Here is a 20,504-nt window from a genome sequence, read left to right as displayed (position 1 = left end):
TCACATTGCAAGCTAGCATTGCATGTTCCTGCTTAACTTTGCTTAATTTAAGTTAATCATAAGCTTATTTAAGCATATTATAATCCTATAAACTAAATTATGTCAACATAAGTAAGAAGTTTTTTTTTAATTTATTTATTCTAATCCTGTAAAATATGCACCTTGTAGAATATTGTTCTTTAGTTGAATATATGTTAAGATTATTGGTATAAGCAAATTTAAGCAACTATTTAAGGAGGATTTTATCATGGCAACAATCAAAGATATTGCAAAAGACTGTGGTCTTTCTTCAGCAACTGTCTCGTACGTCTTAAGTGGTAAAGGAAATGAACGCAGGATTCCGCTACATACACAAGAGCTTATATTAAATTCAGCTGATAAGCTTGGATATAAACGCTCTACTCCTATTAAACATAATAATATTAAAATAGCTTTTTATTGGCAGGATGAGGGATTTGAGTTGGCATCAACCAATATACTTCAAGCAATAAACCACATAATTTCTTTAGAACATTTAAACATAAATATCATCATACGACCTTACAAAGTTGGTCATCTATGTGATGATGAATACTTTTTTGCAAATAATTATTATGATGGAATTGTTTTAACAGGTATCAATGCTGATGATATAGAATATCTAGTAAAAAATAAACCTAAAATTCCTGTAGTTGTTGTAAATCGTGAAATACCTGGTTTTTCAAGTGTATCTATTGATAATGAGGAAACTGGTCGTATAGCAGCTTTACATGCTATTCAAAATGGTAAAAATGATATTGCTGTTGTATTCAACCCAACTTCCTTTACATGTATGACTTTAAGGGGTAAATCTTTTTTAAAAACATGTAAAGAACATGGAATACATCTATCAGATTCTATATATTATTGTTCTAATAAAATAGATAGTGGATATGATATTGCTCAAAAAATGCTTGCAAAAAATTCACTAAAAAAAGTAATTTTTTGTAATCATGATGTGGTAGCTCTTGGTATGATGAATGCATTTCATGAATCGGGAATTGTAATTGGAGAGGATATTCAAATATTTGCAGCAAGTAATGGACCTTCACGACTAATGGCAAGAAGTATTCCTCCTTTGACAGTTATAGATTTAAAAATGGAAGAGACAGCAGAACGTAGTCTTAGGATGATTATTGATACAGTAACTGGGCGTATAAATGGTATTCAGCAACAAGTTATATACCCATCAATTATTTATAGACAATCGAGTCCAGCTCAAAATTTACTTTAAATTTCTTAACCTATAAATATAAAAACACCCCTTACCTATGCTTACATATTATTATGCAAATATAGGTTAGAGGTGCGTATGTCTATTTTAGTGTTTCTTATTCTATAAAATTTATCACATGTTAAAATTGATTAAATACTTATAAATTTCAATATGCTTATACTATTTATTCTACTTCCCAGTTATGATATATATCTTGAACATCATCATCTTCTTCAAGCATATCAACTAATTTATTCATCATTTTTAAATGAGATTCTTCAGTCAATACAGTTGTAGTTTGAGGTATCATCTTCACATCAGCAGATATAAACTCATATCCTTTAGCTTTTAACTCATCACGAACACTAGAAAAATCTTCTGGTGTAGTTATTATTTCATAACCATCTTCTTCTGTTATGAAATCTTCAGCTCCTGCTTCTAATGCAACATCCATCAATTCTTCTTCTGAAACTCCATCTCCTAAACCAACTAATATTTGTCCTTTTTTATCAAACATAAAAGACACACATCCACTAGTTCCTAAGTTTCCTCCGTTTTTGTCAAAATAGTATCTTACGTTACCAGCAGTTCTGTTTTTGTTGTCAGTTAAAGTTTCTACTATAACAGCAACTCCACCAGGTCCATATCCTTCATAAACTATAGTTTCATAGTCTTCTCCAGCACCTGCTCCAGCACCTTTAGCGATAGCTCTATCTATATTATCATTTGGCATATTATCTGCCTTAGCTTTTTCTATAGCTGTTTTTAACGCTGCATTGTACTCTGGGTCTGCTCCACCTTCTTTAGCTGCAACTGCTATTGCTCTAGCATGTTTAGTAAATATCTTTGCTCTTTGAGCATCTTGTTTACCTTTTCTATTAATTATATTACCTATACGTCCCATATTTCCACTCCTTAATACGTACAATTAATTATTCTAATTTTCATCACTTGTAAATTTTATCACAAATCTTATAAATAGTAAATTAGAACTTAGGAGGTTGTGCAGGCGTTTTTCTCTTGTGTTCACTTAATCTATGAAGTCTTTCAATTATCTCTTGGTCTCTTTTAGGAACTTCATCCAATCTACCTTCTAATACAGCATCTATCATATTGTAAGTAGTTCCCATTTCATCTTCATCTGTTTGACCTTCCCAAAGACCTGCTGAAGGAGCTTTGTTTATTAAATCTTCATGAACACCAAGCTCTTTTGCCCATTCATACACCTCTCCTTTAGTTAAATTTGCAATAGGTAAAATATCAACTCCACCATCACCAAATTTAGTAAAATATCCTGTGTGTATTTCTGCAGCATTGTCTGTACCAACAACCAGATATCCTAGATTGTTAGCAATTGTATAAATTGTACTCATTCTTACTCTTGCTCTTAAGTTTGCATCTGTCATCTTTAAATATTCTTCTCTATATAAATGTTTATCTTTTAAATTTCCTACTACCATGTCTAATATAGCACTTTGTGGTTCTATAAGGTCTAAATCAAGGTATTCTATATCACATCCCTCTATAACCTTAAGTGCATCTTCTCTATCTTGAGGATTACTTTTTATGCTCATTATAACTCCCATAGAGTTTTCTGGAAATGCCTTTTTAATTAAATTAGCAACTACTGCCGAATCAATTCCTCCAGATACACCAACAATTAATCCTTTTGCATTTGCCTCATTAACCTTATTTATAAGCCATTCTACAGTTTTGTCTATTTGTATTTTTATATTTGACATTGTTATCTCCTCTCAAATTTGCTACTTTGTTTTAATATATTATACCATATATTAATATGTTGTTTTAATATGTTTTTTTTTATGCAAAATTAAACAAACATGAAAGATTATATTTAATCTTATTTTATATAAATATAATTTGCCTATTTTGGTAAAACTATTTCAGAAGGTGATTTTTATGAAAAAAACTGATGATTTAAAGCAAAAATACTTTGATTTTAACTTAAAAAATACGATAATTGGAGTTTTTACAGGATTTATAAATGGAGTTTTTGGTTCTGGAGGAGGTACTCTTTTAGTTCCAATATTAAATGACATCGTTAAGGTAGAAGAACATAAATCTCATGCAACTGCTCTTTCTATAATAATATTCTTAACGACAGCAAGTTCTGTTTTATATGTATCTAAAGGTACTTATGATGTTAACTTAACAATTAAAGTTGCAGTTGGAAGTATTCTTGGTGGTATTATAGGAGCTAAATTACTAAATAAGGTTACTGGAAAGTTTCTTAGAATTTCTTTTGGAATAATTATGATAATTGCAGCATTAAGGATGGTGTTTTAATGTTATTTGCTCTAATTGGATTTTTTGCAGGAATTATTGGAGGAATGGGAATGGGTGGAGGAACAATCCTTATACCTGCACTCGTTTTACTTGCTGGCATAGACACTAAAATAGCACAAAGCGTAAATTTACTTTCATCTATCCCTATGACACTTATAGCACTTGCTATACATATAAAAAATAAAAATGTAATTTTTAAATTGGTTATACCTATAGCTGTGTTTGGGGTTTTAGGAGCTGTATTTGGTTCACTATTAGCTAATTATCTGTCTTCAGATATATTAAAAAAAATATTTGGGATATTTTTACTTTTAGTCGGTTTATTTGAAGTAAAAAAAGGATTCTGTGCAAAATCCGATAAAAAGCCATTAAATTGATTTAGATTAAATCAATTTAATGGCTTTTCACTTAAAAATACTAATTGGCTATTTGAGGTATTAACTATTCTAATAACCTTTTAGATTATATTAAAATTTCTCCATTTTGTTCAGACAAATAAAATTCCTCTCCTAAAACTATTTTTCCTGTTCCACTTGTTATATCAATCATTTTTTCTGATAATTTCTCTACATCTTCTAATCTTGAATATACTACTATTTCAACATTATCCTCATATACAGTATCTTTTATAAAATACCCCAAATTCATTAACTCATTTTGCACTTTTCCAAGTTGAGTATAATCTATCTTAACCTTAACTTCTTGATACATTACCTTATAAATTATCTTACCTGCTTCAAGTCCCAGTTTAGCACCTTTTGTATAAGCTCTAACTAGACCACCTGCACCTAATTTTGTTCCTCCAAAATACCTAGTAACAACAACCGCTACATCTCTCAAATCTTCTTTTTTTATAACCTCTAATGTAGGTATCCCAGCTGTTCCTTGTGGTTCTCCATCATCACTATATCTTTGTATATTCATATTTTTACCTACAGTATAAGCCCACACATTGTGAGTTGCATCTTTATGCTTTTTCTTTATTTCATTTATAAACTCTAATGCTTCTTCTTCACTCTTTATAGGCTTAGCATATCCAATAAAAACAGACTTTTCAATCGTTATTTCATCCGTTCCAAATTCATGTAATGTCCTGTAATTGCTCATTGTATTTCCTCCTATTTTAATCATTTTCTAATATACACATCAAATATATATTTATAAAATTATTCTATTTAAAAATAAATGGACTTTTAATAATTCTTTAATCAACATCATAAGACAATTATATAATAAAATTGTATACTTTTTAATTTTTATTTTAAATATATCTTACTGATTTTAAATATAAACTACTAAATCTCTAAATTGATAAATCATAGTTTAAAGAGACTATATAATTTACGCTTAAAACTGCTTCAATTAAAAAAGGAAGGGGCTATCCCTTCCTCAGAATCCTCTAAATTCACAATTAATTTGCTGGAACATCATCGCCCTCTGAAACTAATTTCTTTAATTCCTTAAACTTTTTATAAGATACTTCTACTAAAGCTTGCTCTTTATGATGTGATAACATTTCTAAAGCATCCTTTACTTTATAAAATCCACCTTCTTGAAATTCAGGAGCAAGTACACAATCAGTGTTACAAGCTTCCATAACATACCACATTATTGCATTACAAACTTCTTGTTGTCTACTTCTTGAGAAAAATTCATACATAGTATCGCCAGCCACATCTATCATTTTAGCATCTATGCCAGTTTCTACTTTAACTCTTTGAACAGCACTCTCATATGGAAGTCCCCCTCCTAGTATCTTTCCTTTTGGAAGTGTCCATTCACCCCTATCATTTTTTACAATAAGTACTTTATTAGCATAAAACACTACTCCACCTGCACAACGTCTTACTATCATTTGAAACCCCTCCCATTAATTTATTTATTACCTTGTTAAACTTTAGAAATACATCATTAAGCAAACAAATTGCTTTAATAAAAAATTACTTTTTCAAATTTTTTGCATTTTCCAATGACTTAATGGCTTCGTCATAAGCTCTAAGCACATATTCTTTTTCAAAATTCTTATTCTTGTCTTTCAACTGCTGTAAAATCTTTAAACTGTTTTCATCTCCCAATTTTGAAAGAGCTTTTGCACAGTACTGCCTAGTCTGTGCATTTTTGTCGTAGAGACCTTTTTGCAGTACTTCTCTACTACTTGGTGATTCAATCTTTCTGATTGCTGAATAAGTTATTCTTCTAATATCTGAGTGTCTGTGGTTTGTGAGCTGATGAAGCAATTTCAAAAACCTATCATCTTTTAGCTCACCTGTCGCCCAAATTAAAACAATTAAATCTTCAGCATTTTTTTCTACAAGGATTCTTTTGAAAACCTTTCTCTTAAAGTATACCATTTTTTCGTCATCTAAGCTATCCATAAAATCAAGTCTCTTAATTTTATCTAGTTCTAGAAATTTATCCAAAATATCCTTAGATGCCTCAAAATCATCTTTTTGCATTTCCTTTATTTTTAACTTTGCTTGTATAAGTTGCTCACTTGCTTCAGTACTTGAAATATTTCTAATTTTACTAATTTGAGATACTGTTTTAGATTCTTTATAAAGAAGATAGGTTATAAAATAATCTTCAAGATTATCTATATTTTCCCAGTTTATATCCATATTCAACCTATTTTTCTAGTATGTACTCTCTATAGATATTAAAATCTTCTTCATCTAAATCTACATCTAGCGTTATACCACTTTCCCCATACTCAAAATTCTCCACATTATATTTATCTTTTATTCTACTAAATATATCACCTCTCTCATAAGGTAACATCAAACTTACTGAATAAGTATTTTCCATTAAAGCAATTTCTATCATATTTAATAACTTATCCATATTTATGCCTTGTTTTGCAGAAATATACACAATATCTTCTTGACTTTTAGGGTATATATCCAATTCTAGCTTGTCCACTTTATTATATACAAGTATATGTTTTTTATCATTTACACCAAGTTCTTTTAATACACCTTCAGTCGTACTTTTTTGCAATTCATAACTAGTATTTGTTGCATCAATTACATGTAAGATTAAATCTGCATACTGTACTTCTTCCAATGTTGCCTTAAACGCTTCTACTAAATCATGGGGAAGTTTACTTACAAATCCAACAGTATCTACTACTAAAAATTCTTTTTTATTCGGCAAAAGAGCCTTTCTCAAGGTTACATCTAAAGTTGCAAAAAGCATATCTTTTACAAAAACTTCTTTTTCTTGTTCATAATCCTTGTGTGTCTTTATTAATTCGTTCAACAGGGTAGATTTTCCTGCATTTGTATACCCAACAAGTGCTACAATCGGTATATTTGACTTTAAACGCTTAACTCTCTGTGTCTCTCTATTCTTTTTTACTTCTTTAAGTTCACGTCTTATATCTGCTGCTTTATTAAGTATATGTCTCTTATCTATTTCTAGTTTTTGTTCTCCAGGACCTCTAGTACCAATCCCTGCACCTGTTCTACTCATCTCACCACCCATTCCATAAAGTCGTGGCAATCTATATTTTAATTGTGCTAATTCAACTTGTAATTTACCTTCTTTGCTAAGTGCCCTTTGAGCAAATATATCTAAAATTAAAGTAGTTCTATCTATTACTTTTCTTCCAACAACATTCTCTATATTTCTGATTTGAGCACCAGATAATTCATCATTAAAAATTACTAAAGTAGCATCTAAAGAGTCACTATAGGCTCTTATTTCTTCTACTTTACCTTTTCCTATATAATAAGCTGCATCTACAGAGTGTTTATTTTGAATTAAGCTACCTACAACTTCTGCCCCAGCAGCTTTTGTTAGTTCTTTTAATTCTTCCATAGATTCATTAGTGTCTATATCATCATTTTTTTTCACTATTGTAGTCAAATTCAGACCTACAAGAAGTGCTTTTTCTTGAATTTCTTTCACTTAATCACCTCATTTTTTGTTATAAAACATATTCTAATTACAAAATACACTTACATTATTTTTACATTATTTTTCTGTTGACTAATTATACCATTAATACTATGATTAATAATACTATATTATCGACTATTCATAAAATTATTTAGTATAATTATATTATCACCAAAATCTTATATAGTATAAAAAATTTAAATTTTATTTAATTAGGAGGAAAATATGGGCGAAAATTATAAGTTTTTTAATCACAAAGATTGCGAATTTTTCCCTTGTCATAAAACTAATAAACCAGAAGAGTTTAACTGTCTATTTTGCTATTGTCCTTTGTATGCTTTAGGAGAAAACTGTGGTGGAAACTTTAAGTATACAGATAAAGGTATCAAAGATTGCAGTAGTTGTATATTACCTCATAAAAAAGATAATTACAATTACATTATGAGTAAATTTCAAGATTTAGTTAAAATCACTAGTAAAAAGTAAATTCTATTATAAATAGCTGTGCATAAATATTTTTTAACTACTTTCATAGTCTAAATATTATTGCACAGCTATTTTTATTGTATAACTTTTAATCTAATCCTTTTTTATTATCTTATTTTGGAAATAAAAATATCCCTCTATTTAACATTGAAATATTTTTATTGATAAAGATTTACATAATTTATACATTACAAACAGTACTATACTTACTAACAAAATTAATATTAAAATCATCATTCCAGAGTGAAAAAAAAATTCCTCTGGCAATATATTTATAACTGGGTCTAAATCGGGATTAAATATCCAATAATCATTTCTAAATAATAATTTATGAAAAATAATAAATGACTTTTCAAAATTTAATAAAATTGGAACTGTTAATAATAATGGCATAATTATAAGTGTTATTGATGTAGTTTTTAAGATTTTTATATTTTTATTTTTTACACTCAATATAATTCCTACTAAAGAAACTACCAATAATAATTTAGCTAATTTATTTATATTTTGAAATATATTCCTGACTTCTTCAAAATGTATCTTCCCTTGTGGAGAAGATTTTAATGTTGGTAATTTGAACTCAGACACATTCTTATTTAAGTTATAATCAATTAGATAATCGTAGTTCAATTTTATATCATCTTTAGATAAACCAGATAACTCTGATATATTTAAGTAATCAATGTCAAAATAATAAAGTTGTTTAAATCCAACAGTAAAATTAATAACACCTACTATTATAACAATACTAATACAAATTGAAAAAAGTACATTTAGAAACTTTTTCATGAAATCCCCCCAGCAATAAGTTAAATCACTACACGATTTTAGTTGTAAAATCTTCTATATTCCATACATCATCAACAATTTCTGAATAAAATTCTGGCTCATGACATACTAAAAGAACTGTTCCCTTAAACTCTTTGATAGCCTTCTTCAATTCATCTTTTGCCTCAACATCTAAATGATTTGTAGGCTCATCTAATACTAAGAAATTTATATTTTTTAACATTACTTTGCAAAGTCTAACCTTAGCAGCTTCTCCACCACTTAATACTCTCATTTGACTCGTTATATGTTCATTTGTAAGTCCACATTTTGCAAGAGCCTGTCTAACTTCAAAGTTTGTAAGCCCTGGAAATTCACTCCAAACTTCATCCATAGGTGTATTACTATTTTCTCTTGAACTCTCTTGTTCAAAATATCCAACTTCCAAATAGTCACCTAATTTAACATTTCCTTCAAATGGTTTTATTATTCCAAGTAAAGTTTTTAATAGAGTAGATTTTCCAATACCATTCATTCCTTTTAAGGCAATCTTTTTTCCTCTTTCTAAATGGAAATTAAGTGGTTTTGTCAATGCTTCATCATACCCTAAAACTAAATCTTCTGTTTCAAAAATTATTTTACTAGCTGCTCTAGCATCTTTAAAAGCAAAAGTAGGTTTTATTTTTTCTTTTGGTCTTTCTAATATTTCCATCTTATCAAGTTGCTTTTGTCTACTGTTAGCCATTCCTCTAGTTGCTACTCTAGCTTTATTTCTAGCTACAAAATCCTCTAGTCTTTTTCTTTCTTCAACTTGTTTATCATAAGCTTGTTCTTCTTGACGTTTCTTTATATCATTAAGTCTTACAAATTCATCATAATTTCCTTTATATCTATTTAACTCTCCATTTTCCATATGATATATTACATTACATGTATTATTTATAAATTCAATATCATGAGAAACTAAGACAAAACTATTCTCATACTCTTGAAGATACTTAGTAAGCCATGTTATATGCTCTTCGTCTAAATAGTTTGTAGGCTCATCCAATATAAGAATAGTTGGATTTTCAAGTAGAAGTTTAGTAAGAAGTACTTTTGTTCTTTGCCCTCCACTTAAGTCAGTTACATCTTTATCAAGACCAATTTCTCCAAGACCAAGACCATTTGCAACTTCTTGTATCTTTGCATCTATCATATAAAAACCACTATTTTCAAGTATAGTTTGTATCTCTGCTGTTTCTTCAAGAAGCTTACTCATTTCATCATCACTAGCTTCTCCCATTTTGTCATACATAGCAATCATTTCTTGCTCTAAGTCAAACATATGCTTAAAAGCCTCTCTAAGCACTTCTCTTATAGTTTTTCCCTTGCTTAATACCGTATGTTGGTCTAAGTAACCTACTGTAGCTCTTGAAGACCATTTTATATTTCCAGCATCTGGCATAAGCTTCTTTGTTATTATATTTAAAAAACTCGATTTTCCTTCTCCATTAGCACCAACTAGTGCAATATGTTCACCTTTTCTAAGTCTAAAGGATACATTTTCTAATATTGTTCTCGCACCAAATCCATGACTCACATTTTCTACTACTAGCATTTCAACACCTCTCAAAAAAATTTTACACATTCTATACTATAATATATTCTTTTTAAACTTAAATCAAGTATTCCCAATATTTTTAGTTATATTTACGACAATTTAACCTAAAATAAACTTCTTCTTTGTGTTATGTACAATAAAAAATAGAGATAAAAATTAGGAAAATAATACCAACCTAACTTTTTCTCTATTCATATCTTATTTAAAATACGCATCCAATCCATCAGCTATACACTGCATCATTTTTCTTTGGTAGTCTGGATTTGACATCATTTGGTCTTCATTATAGTTACTCATAAATCCCATTTCTACTAATACAGCTGGTACTTTTGACCAGTTGAATCCAGTCAAATCACCTCTTTGAACGATTCCATTGATTTGTATACCTGATTGTTCCATATTCTGTTTGATAAATTCAGCACATTTATTACTTTCTTCATATATAGGAGCTGTATATTTTCCATCTTTTTCAGGAATCAATATAGATGCTCCAGTTTTTGAAGAATTATTTAAACTATCTGCATGTATTCTTACAACCATATCTGCTTTTTTGTCATTAGCAAGTATTGCTCTTTCTGAATTACTTATATTTACATCATGTGTCTCTCTAGTCATTATTACATTATAACCTTTAGATTCTAATATACTCTTTAAAACAAGAGATGCTTCTAAGTTTAAAACATATTCTGGCTTTTTTGTAGCAATACCCTCTGTTCCTGAAGATACTCTTGCTTTTTTAGAGGAAGAACCTGGAGCTACTGGTTCTAAATTGCTATCTCCTTTTCCTTGATGCCCTGGGTCTATACAAATTAAAAGTTTTTTGTTTTTTTGAATTTCATTTTTATTATCTGACGATTTGTCCTCTGATGACTTATCTTTATTACTTTTAGAATTAGATTTGTCTTCATTTTTATCTTTATTATTTTTGTTTGAATTTTCATCTTTATCTGCTTTTTCATTTGTGATATTTCCTGAACTAATCAAATTTGTAGTCTTGTAAAAATTGCTAACTGGATTTGATGTTCCTATAATTATGATTCCCATGGCAATTATACAAGTAACTAACAATCTATATTTTTTCATTTTTTGCTCCTTTCTTATGCTAGACAGTTATTGTTTATTTTTATTTATATGAATATGTATTTATTTTATCATATACACTATTTATTTTATTTATTTTTATGAAAACTAAGGTGTTATTGAGCTAGTTTTCCAAGCATCAAAACATGATTCTTGCACAACATAATATAGAAGCAGCAAGAAAACTTCAATTCTATTATTAAAATAATTTAATAAGAAAGAGGTGTTTTATGCAACTTAAAAATTTTCATTTTAAAAATAATACTTTAAGTAAAAAAACCAACTTAGCTAAGTCAAAATTTACAATTGTTTTAACATTTTTATTTTTATTATATTTTTTCTCAAATAATTTAATTTATGCACAAAATTTACAAAAAAATGAACCTGAATATTTAATACCAATTGGAAACGTACTTCAAATTGACGCAGAATTAAAAAATATCATAGTTAGAAATCCTGGAGAAGCATCTCCATTTAGATTAGGTGATGCTATAGTAAAGGTAAATAATGCTGAAGTTGATGGATATAGTGACTTTGCCAATACCTTAAATGCTTTACCAGAAGAAAAACAAGTATCTATTTTATTAAATAGAGGTGGACAACTTATAACAATGAAAACTACCAAACACATATTAGAAAAAATTAGTTTTAACAATTTACTTTCTGGATTTGCTACTTTAACGTATATCAATCCAGATACATCAGAGTTTGGAGCTGTAGGTCATCCAATAAGTGTTGGTAATGCAAGAAAAATACCTATTAAAACAGGTTCAATTTCTACAACTAAGCACCTTAATATAGAAAAATCTTATAAAGGTAGTGTTGGATGTATAAATGCAAAACGAGAAAATATTATTGGTAGCTTTACAGAAAATACTGATTTTGGAATAAGAGGTCAAATTAATAACTTTGATATTTCCAAGTTAAAAAAATATAAAGTAGCATCTTTAGATGAAGTTAAATTAGGAAAAGCTCAAATAATTTTACAAGATAACTTTAATAAGTGTAAAAAATATAATATTGAAATTATAGATATAGAAAACCAAAAACATCCAGAAAGTAAAAGTTTTAAAATTAAAATTACAGATAAAAAGCTTTTAGCTCAAACTGGTGGTATTGTACAAGGTATGAGTGGTACTCCAATAGTTCAAGATAATAAAATAATCGGAGCAGTGTCACATGCAATTGAAAACGACCCAGCTGTAGGTTATGGTGTATTTATTAAATGGATGTTGTAAATAATATAAATAAATAAGTTTTAAGATGTTATTAAGTTATTAATAATATATTTGGTCTAAAGGTACTTTTATTTAACCTACAGACCAAATATATTAGATATTTTACATAGTATAAAATATAAATTTTTATTAAAATTATATTAATATTATTTCCAAAAATTTTATTTATAAACTATTATTTTGAATTTATTTAAAAATATACAACTTTATATTACTTGTTGGTATTCTTTCCAGTGTTAGGTAAAACATTTCCTAGATTTTTTTCTGGAATATTTACATAACTTTCTGGAACATCACCTACTATTATAGTTTCACAAATAGGTATTTGAGCTTTAATTTGTTTTGTTGAAGTTATAAGTGGTATTACTACTTTAACTTGTGTTTGAGCTTCTAAATATATTCTATGTCTAGTTTGATTTATACCTGAAGACTCAAATTCCGTTTTAAAGTTTACTGATACTGTTCCTATAGGTTCAATAGATACTTCAAGTTTAGGACCGTATTTAGCTAATATAGGACTTCCTAATGCTGTTCCTATAGGTATGTAAGAACTTGCTGTCTTATCCTTTTTTAATTCATCTTGTATTTCTAAAGCTATTGCAGATGCAATTTCATTCATCATTATAGTGTTTGCTTGTATCATAGTTATTTTACCATTATTATCAAGTTGTATATCCATTAAATCTTCATAATTTATTTTTCCTTCTACCATTTCAGCAACAGCTTTATTTATCGACCTATTTGCTAGTTCAAGAGCTTTAGTCTCTGCTAAAACTGTTATTGTTGGTCTTAAAGTTTTATCTATATATATAAAACTGCCTATAAATACAGACAAGAAAAGAATTACTAAAAAAATAGCTATGATTTTTCTAAATTCATTTTTTGTTTTTCTATCTACTATTCTATTCAAAATTATCCCCTCCTATTTATTTATATGTAGCTTTGGCATAATTTTTATAATATTTGTCAAAAATAAATAAAATAAAAATATAGACTTTTTAATATATTACGTTTATACATATACAATGTACAGAATATTATAGCAAATTCATTTTTTCTATTAATTACAAAACTACTCCTATTTGTGTTATAATATTGCATTAAGTAAGGAGGTTAAAATCTTATGAATAACGATAATGATAAAAATGGAAATAAAATCAGGAGAAAAAAAGTTAGCTCATCTGGTAATACAAATAAACCAATTAATAGAACTTCAGCTAACAAGACTCGTTCAACAAAAAACAAGAAAAAATCTAAAAAAAGCGATAAATTTAAAAAACTAAGAGTATTTGGGATAGTATTTTTAGTTTTACTAGTTGTTGGTACAGCAGGTACTGCTGGTCTAGTATTTGCGTCACTAAGAGATGTAACTCCAGTTACAGAAGCTGTTTTAGATAAACAGACGAACCAAACAACTACTATTAAATACGCTAATGGAAAAACATTATCTACAGCTCCAAGTGTAAATAAAAAGACACCCGTTCCATTAGATAAGATTTCCCCTTATCTTCAACATGCTGTAATTGCAATAGAAGATGAGCGTTTTTATGAGCATAAGGGTGTCGATATTAAAGGTTTATTTAGGTCAGTATTAAAGACCCTTACAGGTACTAAGCAAGGTGGTAGTACTATTCCTATGCAGGTATCCAAAATGCTGTTAACAACTGAACAGCAAACTATACCTCGTAAAATAAAGGATATTTACTATGCACATGAGATGAGTAAAACAGTAAGTAAAGATAAAATACTAGAAACTTATTTAAATAACTTCTTCGTTGGTAGAGGTCTAGCAGGTGCTGAGGCTGGTGCACGTGGTTATTTTGATAAGTCTGCAGCTGACCTTACTCTAGCAGAGTCAGCACTTCTTGCTGGTTCAACTAAAAATCCATCAAGATTTTCAGCCTATAAAACTTCTAAGTTAGAGGGAAATGAAACTAAGGAGGATTTAGAGAATAAATTATTATTTTTTGTTAACACAACTGATGATGATTTAGATGACCCTACTCAAGTGGACTTTGATATGATTGAAAAAATAAAATCTTGGGAGCTTATATCTAATGATACTTATAGACAATTAAAAGCAGGTACATTAGTTGTTAGAAAGGCTGTAAGTAATCCTGAAGCTAAAAAAAGACAAGAAATTGTTTTAAAGAAAATGTTAGAATTGAAATATATAAAACAAAGTGAATATGATGAAGCAATCAAAGCTAAAATAGAAATAAAATTGCCTCAATCATCAGATAAAGTTTCTTCATCTGTAGAAGACCTTATCGAAAGTGAAGTTATAAATGCTTTAATGGAACAAGGACATACAAATGATGAAGCTCAAAACTTATTCTACAATGGTGGTCTAATTGTAAACACAACTATAGACCCTAAAATGCAAGATGCTTTAGAAGAAGAATTTGATAGAAATAGCAATTTCCCAGGACATATGGTTGGTCCTGATGGAGTTAGCCAACCGCAAGCTGCAATGGTAATCTTAGATTATAAAAATGGTGAAATAAGAGCACTAGCTGGAGGAAGAAATATAAGTGGTAGAAAAACTTTAAATCGTGCTACTAACCCTCATCAGCCAGGTTCTTCTATAAAACCTTTAGCAATATATACGCCAGCTATTGATACTCTAAAAATAACACAAGCAACTGCTCTAAGTGATTCTCGAGGAGGATATAAGTTTGAAGAAAATAATAAATGGAATCCAAGAACTACTACTGCTGGTCATGGTTCTATGAGTTTACGTAAAGCACTTGCTAAATCTTCAAACACGATAGCTGTCAAAACTGCTGAAATGCTTGGAGACTCTTATGATGAATGTGTAGATATAATGATGGATTACTTAAAGAACTTTGGTATAACAACTTTAAAGAATAATCACTCAGGTTCATCTGAAGCAAGTGATAGAAAATTCCCATCATTGACACTAGGTGGTATGGCGAATGGTATTACTCCACTTCAAATGGCTGCTGCTTATGGTACATTGGCAAATCACGGTATTTATGTAGAACCTTCTATTTTTACTACTATAACTACCTTTGATGGTCAATTATTAGTTAAAAATGCTCCTGAGGAACATAAAGTTGTAGAACCTGAAGTAGCTTATGTCGTTACAGATATGTTAGAAAGTGTAATTACTGAAGGTACTGGTGGTGTTGCTGCACTTCCAAAGGGAATGCCTGTAGCAGGTAAAACAGGTACTACAAATAGTGCATATGATGCTTGGTTTGTCGGTTACACTCCTTATTATGTTGGTGCAACTTATATTGGAGATGATGCTGGTAGAAAAGATGATTCTGGTAACACTATAAAACGTAGAGAAGTACCACATGGAAGTACTAGCACTGCAAAATTATGGGAAAAAATTATGGAAAAAATACATGCTAATTTAACGGTTACTGAATTTGAAGTTCCTAAAAATGTATATTTTACAAAAATTAATTTAGAGGATGGAGGAAAGCAATCTTCTGGCTCTAAAGCAGCATTTATTGAAGGTACTGCTCCTACTAAAGTAAGTTCTCAACCATCATCTGAAGATACAAAAAAACCAGACAATAACCAACCAGAAGAAAATAATAATAACAATAATAACACAGGTGATAATGGTGGCGGTTCTACACCTCCTGATAATGGCGGAAACAATGGTGGTGGCTCTACTACTCCTCCTGATAATGGCGGAAATAATGGTGGTGGCGGTTCTACACCTCCTGATAATGGCGGAAACAATGGTGGTGGCTCTACTACTCCTCCTGATGGTGGTGGAAATAATGGTGGTGGCTCTACTACTCCTCCTGATGGTGGTGGAACTCCAGCAACTTAATAAAAAATAGAATTTAAATAAAAATATAAGGAGTTGTCTCAAGGTGATTAAAAAAATCACTTTGAAACGCTCCTTTTTTTATAATTACAATATATTATTTGTATTCATAAAAAAGAGAATCCCAATAACCAGAATCCTCCTTTTTTATATAAACAAATAAATATTTTATTTTTAAAGTTTTTAACTAAGTGCTTTATTCTTACTTTTATTCCTAATTGTTTATATATTCTTAAATAGTTATATCACAAATTATATAAACTTAATATTTTTCTAATTACTGTATACCAAATGTTTGAAATCTATTTAATTTGCCATATCTCTTAATAAGCATTTCCCACTCTTCTTTATCATAGAAATCACACTTATTTCTACCAAATAGCTTGGCAACTTCAATTGCAAATCTCCCAGCTGAATCTAAATCACTAAAATTAGTTGCACCTGTAGCACATCCAGCAACAGGCATCTCTGTTGTAATTGCTACTCCTACTATTGGTGCATCTGTAGCTACTGCTGGTTGTAAAATACTATTTAAGTGATACAGATTATTTCCATATGGTGTTATATCTTGAATAGACAAAGGGAATACAAATGGAGATTTCCCTGTTACAGTCTGCATAATATCTAAAAGGTTATCACTAGTTTTTAATATGTAGCCTTCTTTAACAGTTGGCGATATTGCAAATCCTCTAGTATTGATTACTCTATTTCCTTTAGTAGTATCTATAGAAAGTATTGCATCACAACTACTATCAACTTCATTTTCATTCATAGTCATCATATCAATTGGAGAATCCATAAAAGGAGTAGGATAGTGTTCTTTAGTTGGAGCATCTGGGCAAATATGAGTTGAAATTACAACATCACCATCTAATATATCTCCTTTTCGTTGCATATCCAAAAGTTTAGCAGCCACTGCAATTGCTACCAATGCTCCATCACCATCTGAAACAAAACCTATAACTTCTGGTCTTGCTCCAATCCCTCCTAGTCTACCTAAAATGCCAAGAGTAGGAGCATCTCCACCTTTTAATTTTCCATTTTTCCCAGGAATTGTAAGCTTTACTAAATCTGTTGAGCCTTTACTTGAAGACAATTCTTTTACAGTTACATCTACTTCACCATAACCTTGTAAGTAAGTTTTTACTTCTTCCCCATTAGCATTTGCTTTATCTAAAATGTCATAAACCTCTATTACTTGTTTTAATATCATGTCTAATCTGATTTCCTTTCTTAATATATTTTAAAATTATATATTATTTACTATACAAAATATCTACTCCACACATTGCTAGCACCTTAATTGCTTTTATAAGTGCTACTTTGCCTTCTTCACCACCAGCTGCAACAGCAAATTCATCTGTATGAGTTGCAGTATTTTCTTTTAATTTTATATATGCTTGTATTGCAGGTATCTCATGAGTTAAATTTCCTGTATCAGTTGAACCTATACCTTGACTTAAATCTCTTTCAACATAGTCTTCACCCAAAACTTCAAAATTTTGTCTAACTATATTCACTAATTCAGAATCATTCTTAATCTCTTTGTATATTTCATCTAATTGAACTATTTCTACATTAGTTCCAGTAGAAATTGCAGCTCCTTTAGCACAATTTTTAAGCATTTCACAAATCTCATTTAAATATTCTATGCTTAAAGCTCTTACATTAAATATAGCTGTAGATTTTTCAGGAATTATATTATGTATGCTACCTCCATCAGTTATAATTCCATGTACTCTTGCATAATCTTTAAGATGTAATCTCATGCTATTTACACTGTTAAATAGTGCTATTACTCCACTTAAGGCACTTTTCCCTTCCCAAGGAAAAGCAGCAGCATGTGATGCCTTACCAGTAAAATCAAATTTTAAATTAACTTGAGCAAATGATATATCATCAGGCATTGAAGCATCACTTGGATGTAAAATTAATGCAGCATCTACATTATTAAATACACCTTCTTTAATCATAGTTATTTTTCCACCTACTCTTTCTTCTGCAGGTGTTCCAAAAACCTTTACAGTCCCTTCTATATTATGTTTTTTCATGATTTCTTTTAATATGATACCTGCACCAACAGAACTTGTCCCTATGATATTGTGCCCACATGCATGTCCCATTCCTGGAAGTGCATCATATTCAGCTAAAAAAGCAACTGTTTTCCCATTAGTTCCATTTGAATACACAGCTTCAAAAGATGTTTCTAATCCTCCTACACCTTTAGTTACATTAAATTCATTTTCTTCTAACAAATCACATAATGCTTTTTGTGACTTATACTCCTCAAATGCTAATTCTGGATTTGAAAATAAATAGTCAGAAACTTTTTCAAATGATGTCTTTTTCTCTTCAGATAATAACTTTATTTCCTCTTTAATTTTTGCTTTTAATTCATTCATATTTACTACCTCCTTAAAGCATTCCATTTAATCTTAAAACTGTTTGAGATATAAAAGCAGAACCAAAGTAAGTAGATGTCATAACTATAAATGATATAACTACTAACTTCCAACTCAAAGTCTTTAATATATCTAATTGGTTACCTACAGAGATTCCTGCAAAAGCTAATAATGGTGTTACTGTAGACATAAAATTGATTTTCCCTACATTTGTTGCTATGATATCCCCCACTGGAGATATTGGAAGCGATAAAACAAATGCAACTAATGTAGCCCATGCAAAACCTGGTAAATTAGGTTTTTTAACAAAATTCTTTATTATAATAGCAATTATCACCAACAAAAATCCAGATACACTTCCAATCAACAAATCTTGAGCCTGAGTCTTAAGTGCTATCATTTGTCCAAAGCAAATAATAATATATATAAACAATACTATTTTTATCTGCTCCATAATAGTCTTAAAAGTTTTTTCCATATATATATCCTCCTTTACAATTTATTACTTGTTCTTCTTGTTTTTCTTCCTCTAAATCTTTCAATAACTGGAGCTACTTTGCTATAATAGTAGTTGGCTACTGGTAAAGATAAGAATAATTCTATATATATTCCAGTAACAGCTGTAATCAATCCACTAGTAGCTGAATATGCTAAAATCTGCTCTGACATTTGTGGAACTGTATTCATTAATGATGCTGTTGCAGCTCCCATCATTGAACCACTACCCATTCCTGATGCCATTGCTAAAGCATATGGATGAAATCCTAAAAGTACACCCACTGGTGCTAAAAATGAAAATAATAATGTTCCAAATATACTACCACTTATGTAAGTTCCTAGTGTTCCTATACCTTCTGGTGAGTTTAATCCATACTTATCTCCAATAATTCCTAGTGCTGTGTCACGACATAATGAAAAAGTACCACCTAATGCACTTCTTCCAAGACCTAATGCTACTCCAACAGGTAATGCTATCAACATTGTACCCATATGACCAAATTCTTGTAATAAAAGTGCTGGTCCTGCTTGAAGTAATATACCAACTTTAGGCCCTGCATTAATTCCAAACATTATCCCTAATGGATATAGTGTCAAAGATAATAAATATGGAGATACATTTATTTCATTATCCCCTATAAACTTTTTTAAGGCTGGTATAACTCTCCCTAATAAATGAGGAGAAACAGCCATTCCTATGAATATAGCCCATAGTATACTAAGTAAAGTTACATTAATTCCCATAACTTTAAATGAAATAGGTCCAATTAATTCTGCCAATATTGTGATTATAAAGGCTGCTATTATGGCATTTCTAATCCCTGCTTTTTCTTTCATTTCTATACCTCCTTGTAATTTTTATAATTTTCTTATAATATAATTGTTAGTGATTTTATTATATAACCTATCATTGATAATGTATAATATATATTTATTCATCATTTTTATATACTTTTAGTTATGAATCAAAAAAATATTATAGATTCATGATATAAAATACAAATAATTTATTAATTTATATTGTTAAAATAACGGATTTTCAAATAATTGAATAAAATTATTCATTCATATTATAAAAACTATCTCAATAAATAAAGGAGTACAATGTACTTATATACACCTACTCCTTTTAATTTTTATTTATATTATTTGTTAAAAAACTTCACATAATCTA

Annotated in this window: 20 protein-coding genes; 6 read left to right on the top strand and 14 right to left on the bottom strand. The window is 29.4% G+C overall.

Annotation, left to right across the window (positions count from 1 at the left end; translation table 11 throughout):
* Positions 1 to 247: 247 nt before the first annotated feature.
* The gene (locus CDIF1296T_RS04865; protein WP_003437541.1) at positions 248 to 1,252 is read left to right on the top strand and encodes a substrate-binding domain-containing protein; all 1,005 of its coding nucleotides are present in this window, start codon (positions 248 to 250) and stop codon (positions 1,250 to 1,252) included.
* 166 nt (positions 1,253 to 1,418) lie between these two features.
* Here CDIF1296T_RS04865 and CDIF1296T_RS04860 read toward each other — a convergent pair whose 3' ends face one another.
* Together CDIF1296T_RS04860 and nadE are read right to left on the bottom strand one after the other, a co-directional pair.
* Positions 1,419 to 2,138 carry a YebC/PmpR family DNA-binding transcriptional regulator gene (locus CDIF1296T_RS04860; protein ID WP_003437537.1) on the bottom strand — a complete coding sequence of 240 codons (720 nt, stop codon included), beginning with the start codon at positions 2,136 to 2,138 and terminating at the stop codon, positions 1,419 to 1,421.
* A gap of 82 nt (positions 2,139 to 2,220) precedes the next feature.
* Entirely contained in the window at positions 2,221 to 2,976 is a 756-nt protein-coding gene (nadE, locus tag CDIF1296T_RS04855; RefSeq protein WP_003437535.1) for an NAD(+) synthase, read from the bottom strand.
* A 178-nt stretch (positions 2,977 to 3,154) separates the two neighbouring features.
* Between nadE and CDIF1296T_RS04850 the strand changes: the two genes are divergently transcribed.
* Both CDIF1296T_RS04850 and CDIF1296T_RS04845 read left to right on the top strand, forming a co-directional pair.
* The gene (locus CDIF1296T_RS04850) at positions 3,155 to 3,541 is read left to right on the top strand and encodes a sulfite exporter TauE/SafE family protein (protein ID WP_009895826.1); all 387 of its coding nucleotides are present in this window, start codon (positions 3,155 to 3,157) and stop codon (positions 3,539 to 3,541) included.
* A complete protein-coding gene (locus CDIF1296T_RS04845; protein WP_003437529.1) occupies positions 3,541 to 3,918 on the top strand; it encodes a sulfite exporter TauE/SafE family protein in 378 nt (125 codons plus the stop codon). Before CDIF1296T_RS04850 ends, CDIF1296T_RS04845 begins: the two co-directional genes overlap by 1 nt.
* Before the next feature lie 85 nt (positions 3,919 to 4,003).
* Here the strand turns inward: CDIF1296T_RS04845 and CDIF1296T_RS04840 are convergent, their stop codons facing one another.
* The 4 genes from CDIF1296T_RS04840 to hflX form a co-directional block, all read right to left on the bottom strand.
* Positions 4,004 to 4,648, bottom strand: a complete 645-nt coding sequence (locus CDIF1296T_RS04840) for a YigZ family protein (RefSeq protein ID WP_009895825.1) — start codon at positions 4,646 to 4,648, stop codon at positions 4,004 to 4,006.
* A 304-nt stretch (positions 4,649 to 4,952) separates the two neighbouring features.
* On the bottom strand, positions 4,953 to 5,396 hold the full coding sequence (locus tag CDIF1296T_RS04835; RefSeq protein ID WP_003437525.1) for an NUDIX domain-containing protein: 444 nt from the start codon (positions 5,394 to 5,396) through the stop codon (positions 4,953 to 4,955).
* Positions 5,397 to 5,481: 85 nt separating this feature from the next.
* Positions 5,482 to 6,159, bottom strand: coding sequence for a HEAT repeat domain-containing protein (locus CDIF1296T_RS04830; protein ID WP_003437523.1), 678 nt, complete (start codon positions 6,157 to 6,159; stop codon positions 5,482 to 5,484).
* Positions 6,160 to 6,166: 7 nt separating this feature from the next.
* Positions 6,167 to 7,450 (bottom strand): GTPase HflX, encoded by a 1,284-nt coding sequence (gene hflX, locus CDIF1296T_RS04825; RefSeq protein ID WP_009895824.1) that lies wholly within the window; start codon positions 7,448 to 7,450, stop codon positions 6,167 to 6,169.
* Positions 7,451 to 7,666: 216 nt separating this feature from the next.
* On the opposite strand from hflX, the gene CDIF1296T_RS04820 reads away from it, so the two are divergent.
* Positions 7,667 to 7,927 carry a cysteine-rich small domain-containing protein gene (locus tag CDIF1296T_RS04820; RefSeq protein WP_003437519.1) on the top strand — a complete coding sequence of 87 codons (261 nt, stop codon included), beginning with the start codon at positions 7,667 to 7,669 and terminating at the stop codon, positions 7,925 to 7,927.
* A gap of 141 nt (positions 7,928 to 8,068) precedes the next feature.
* Here the strand turns inward: CDIF1296T_RS04820 and CDIF1296T_RS04815 are convergent, their stop codons facing one another.
* The 3 genes from CDIF1296T_RS04815 to CDIF1296T_RS04805 form a co-directional block, all read right to left on the bottom strand.
* Positions 8,069 to 8,716: a TIGR01906 family membrane protein gene (locus tag CDIF1296T_RS04815; RefSeq protein ID WP_003437518.1), complete on the bottom strand. Its 648-nt coding sequence runs from the start codon at positions 8,714 to 8,716 to the stop codon at positions 8,069 to 8,071.
* Between the two features lie 28 nt (positions 8,717 to 8,744).
* The gene (locus tag CDIF1296T_RS04810) at positions 8,745 to 10,295 is read right to left on the bottom strand and encodes an ABC-F family ATP-binding cassette domain-containing protein (protein ID WP_009895823.1); all 1,551 of its coding nucleotides are present in this window, start codon (positions 10,293 to 10,295) and stop codon (positions 8,745 to 8,747) included.
* 201 nt (positions 10,296 to 10,496) lie between these two features.
* The gene (locus CDIF1296T_RS04805) at positions 10,497 to 11,381 is read right to left on the bottom strand and encodes an N-acetylmuramoyl-L-alanine amidase (protein WP_003437516.1); all 885 of its coding nucleotides are present in this window, start codon (positions 11,379 to 11,381) and stop codon (positions 10,497 to 10,499) included.
* 227 nt (positions 11,382 to 11,608) lie between these two features.
* On the opposite strand from CDIF1296T_RS04805, the gene CDIF1296T_RS04800 reads away from it, so the two are divergent.
* Complete coding sequence (locus tag CDIF1296T_RS04800; protein WP_003437515.1) at positions 11,609 to 12,616, top strand: SpoIVB peptidase S55 domain-containing protein; 1,008 nt, start codon at positions 11,609 to 11,611, stop codon at positions 12,614 to 12,616.
* Between the two features lie 211 nt (positions 12,617 to 12,827).
* On the opposite strand, the gene yunB is transcribed toward CDIF1296T_RS04800, so the two are convergent.
* Positions 12,828 to 13,526 (bottom strand): sporulation protein YunB, encoded by a 699-nt coding sequence (yunB, locus tag CDIF1296T_RS04795; protein WP_003418439.1) that lies wholly within the window; start codon positions 13,524 to 13,526, stop codon positions 12,828 to 12,830.
* Positions 13,527 to 13,739: 213 nt separating this feature from the next.
* Here yunB and CDIF1296T_RS04790 point away from each other — a divergent pair, with 213 nt between their 5' ends.
* A complete protein-coding gene (locus tag CDIF1296T_RS04790) occupies positions 13,740 to 16,433 on the top strand; it encodes a transglycosylase domain-containing protein (protein ID WP_021372677.1) in 2,694 nt (897 codons plus the stop codon).
* Positions 16,434 to 16,707: 274 nt separating this feature from the next.
* Here the strand turns inward: CDIF1296T_RS04790 and CDIF1296T_RS04785 are convergent, their stop codons facing one another.
* Genes CDIF1296T_RS04785 through CDIF1296T_RS04770 form a run of 4 tightly spaced genes read right to left on the bottom strand, consistent with a single transcriptional unit; the run spans position 16,708 to position 20,167 of the window.
* Complete coding sequence (locus tag CDIF1296T_RS04785) at positions 16,708 to 17,643, bottom strand: DUF1177 domain-containing protein (protein ID WP_003437502.1); 936 nt, start codon at positions 17,641 to 17,643, stop codon at positions 16,708 to 16,710.
* 43 nt (positions 17,644 to 17,686) lie between these two features.
* The gene (locus CDIF1296T_RS04780; protein WP_009888576.1) at positions 17,687 to 18,832 is read right to left on the bottom strand and encodes a M20 family metallopeptidase; all 1,146 of its coding nucleotides are present in this window, start codon (positions 18,830 to 18,832) and stop codon (positions 17,687 to 17,689) included.
* Between the two features lie 13 nt (positions 18,833 to 18,845).
* Positions 18,846 to 19,310, bottom strand: a complete 465-nt coding sequence (locus tag CDIF1296T_RS04775) for a hypothetical protein (RefSeq protein WP_003437484.1) — start codon at positions 19,308 to 19,310, stop codon at positions 18,846 to 18,848.
* 14 nt (positions 19,311 to 19,324) lie between these two features.
* The gene (locus CDIF1296T_RS04770; protein ID WP_003437481.1) at positions 19,325 to 20,167 is read right to left on the bottom strand and encodes a DUF3100 domain-containing protein; all 843 of its coding nucleotides are present in this window, start codon (positions 20,165 to 20,167) and stop codon (positions 19,325 to 19,327) included.
* Between the last annotated feature and the right edge of the window lie 337 nt (positions 20,168 to 20,504).

This window comes from Clostridioides difficile ATCC 9689 = DSM 1296 (assembly GCF_001077535.1).
In the GTDB taxonomy this organism is placed as follows: Bacteria; Bacillota; Clostridia; order Peptostreptococcales; family Peptostreptococcaceae; genus Clostridioides; species Clostridioides difficile.
This window is presented reverse-complemented; position numbering and strand designations above follow the sequence as displayed.

Coding starts and splice junctions, on each gene's coding strand:
- CDIF1296T_RS04865 (WP_003437541.1), top strand. CDS start 248: ATGGCAACAATCAAAGATATTGCAAAAGACTGTGGTCTTTCTTCAGCA.
- CDIF1296T_RS04860 (WP_003437537.1), bottom strand. CDS start 2,138: ATGGGACGTATAGGTAATATAATTAATAGAAAAGGTAAACAAGATGCT.
- nadE (WP_003437535.1), bottom strand. CDS start 2,976: ATGTCAAATATAAAAATACAAATAGACAAAACTGTAGAATGGCTTATA.
- CDIF1296T_RS04850 (WP_009895826.1), top strand. CDS start 3,155: ATGAAAAAAACTGATGATTTAAAGCAAAAATACTTTGATTTTAACTTA.
- CDIF1296T_RS04845 (WP_003437529.1), top strand. CDS start 3,541: ATGTTATTTGCTCTAATTGGATTTTTTGCAGGAATTATTGGAGGAATG.
- CDIF1296T_RS04840 (WP_009895825.1), bottom strand. CDS start 4,648: ATGAGCAATTACAGGACATTACATGAATTTGGAACGGATGAAATAACG.
- CDIF1296T_RS04835 (WP_003437525.1), bottom strand. CDS start 5,396: ATGATAGTAAGACGTTGTGCAGGTGGAGTAGTGTTTTATGCTAATAAA.
- CDIF1296T_RS04830 (WP_003437523.1), bottom strand. CDS start 6,159: ATGGATATAAACTGGGAAAATATAGATAATCTTGAAGATTATTTTATA.
- CDIF1296T_RS04820 (WP_003437519.1), top strand. CDS start 7,667: ATGGGCGAAAATTATAAGTTTTTTAATCACAAAGATTGCGAATTTTTC.
- CDIF1296T_RS04815 (WP_003437518.1), bottom strand. CDS start 8,716: ATGAAAAAGTTTCTAAATGTACTTTTTTCAATTTGTATTAGTATTGTT.
- CDIF1296T_RS04810 (WP_009895823.1), bottom strand. CDS start 10,295: ATGCTAGTAGTAGAAAATGTGAGTCATGGATTTGGTGCGAGAACAATA.
- CDIF1296T_RS04805 (WP_003437516.1), bottom strand. CDS start 11,381: ATGAAAAAATATAGATTGTTAGTTACTTGTATAATTGCCATGGGAATC.
- CDIF1296T_RS04800 (WP_003437515.1), top strand. CDS start 11,609: ATGCAACTTAAAAATTTTCATTTTAAAAATAATACTTTAAGTAAAAAA.
- CDIF1296T_RS04790 (WP_021372677.1), top strand. CDS start 13,740: ATGAATAACGATAATGATAAAAATGGAAATAAAATCAGGAGAAAAAAA.
- CDIF1296T_RS04785 (WP_003437502.1), bottom strand. CDS start 17,643: ATGATATTAAAACAAGTAATAGAGGTTTATGACATTTTAGATAAAGCA.
- CDIF1296T_RS04780 (WP_009888576.1), bottom strand. CDS start 18,832: ATGAATGAATTAAAAGCAAAAATTAAAGAGGAAATAAAGTTATTATCT.
- CDIF1296T_RS04775 (WP_003437484.1), bottom strand. CDS start 19,310: ATGGAAAAAACTTTTAAGACTATTATGGAGCAGATAAAAATAGTATTG.
- CDIF1296T_RS04770 (WP_003437481.1), bottom strand. CDS start 20,167: ATGAAAGAAAAAGCAGGGATTAGAAATGCCATAATAGCAGCCTTTATA.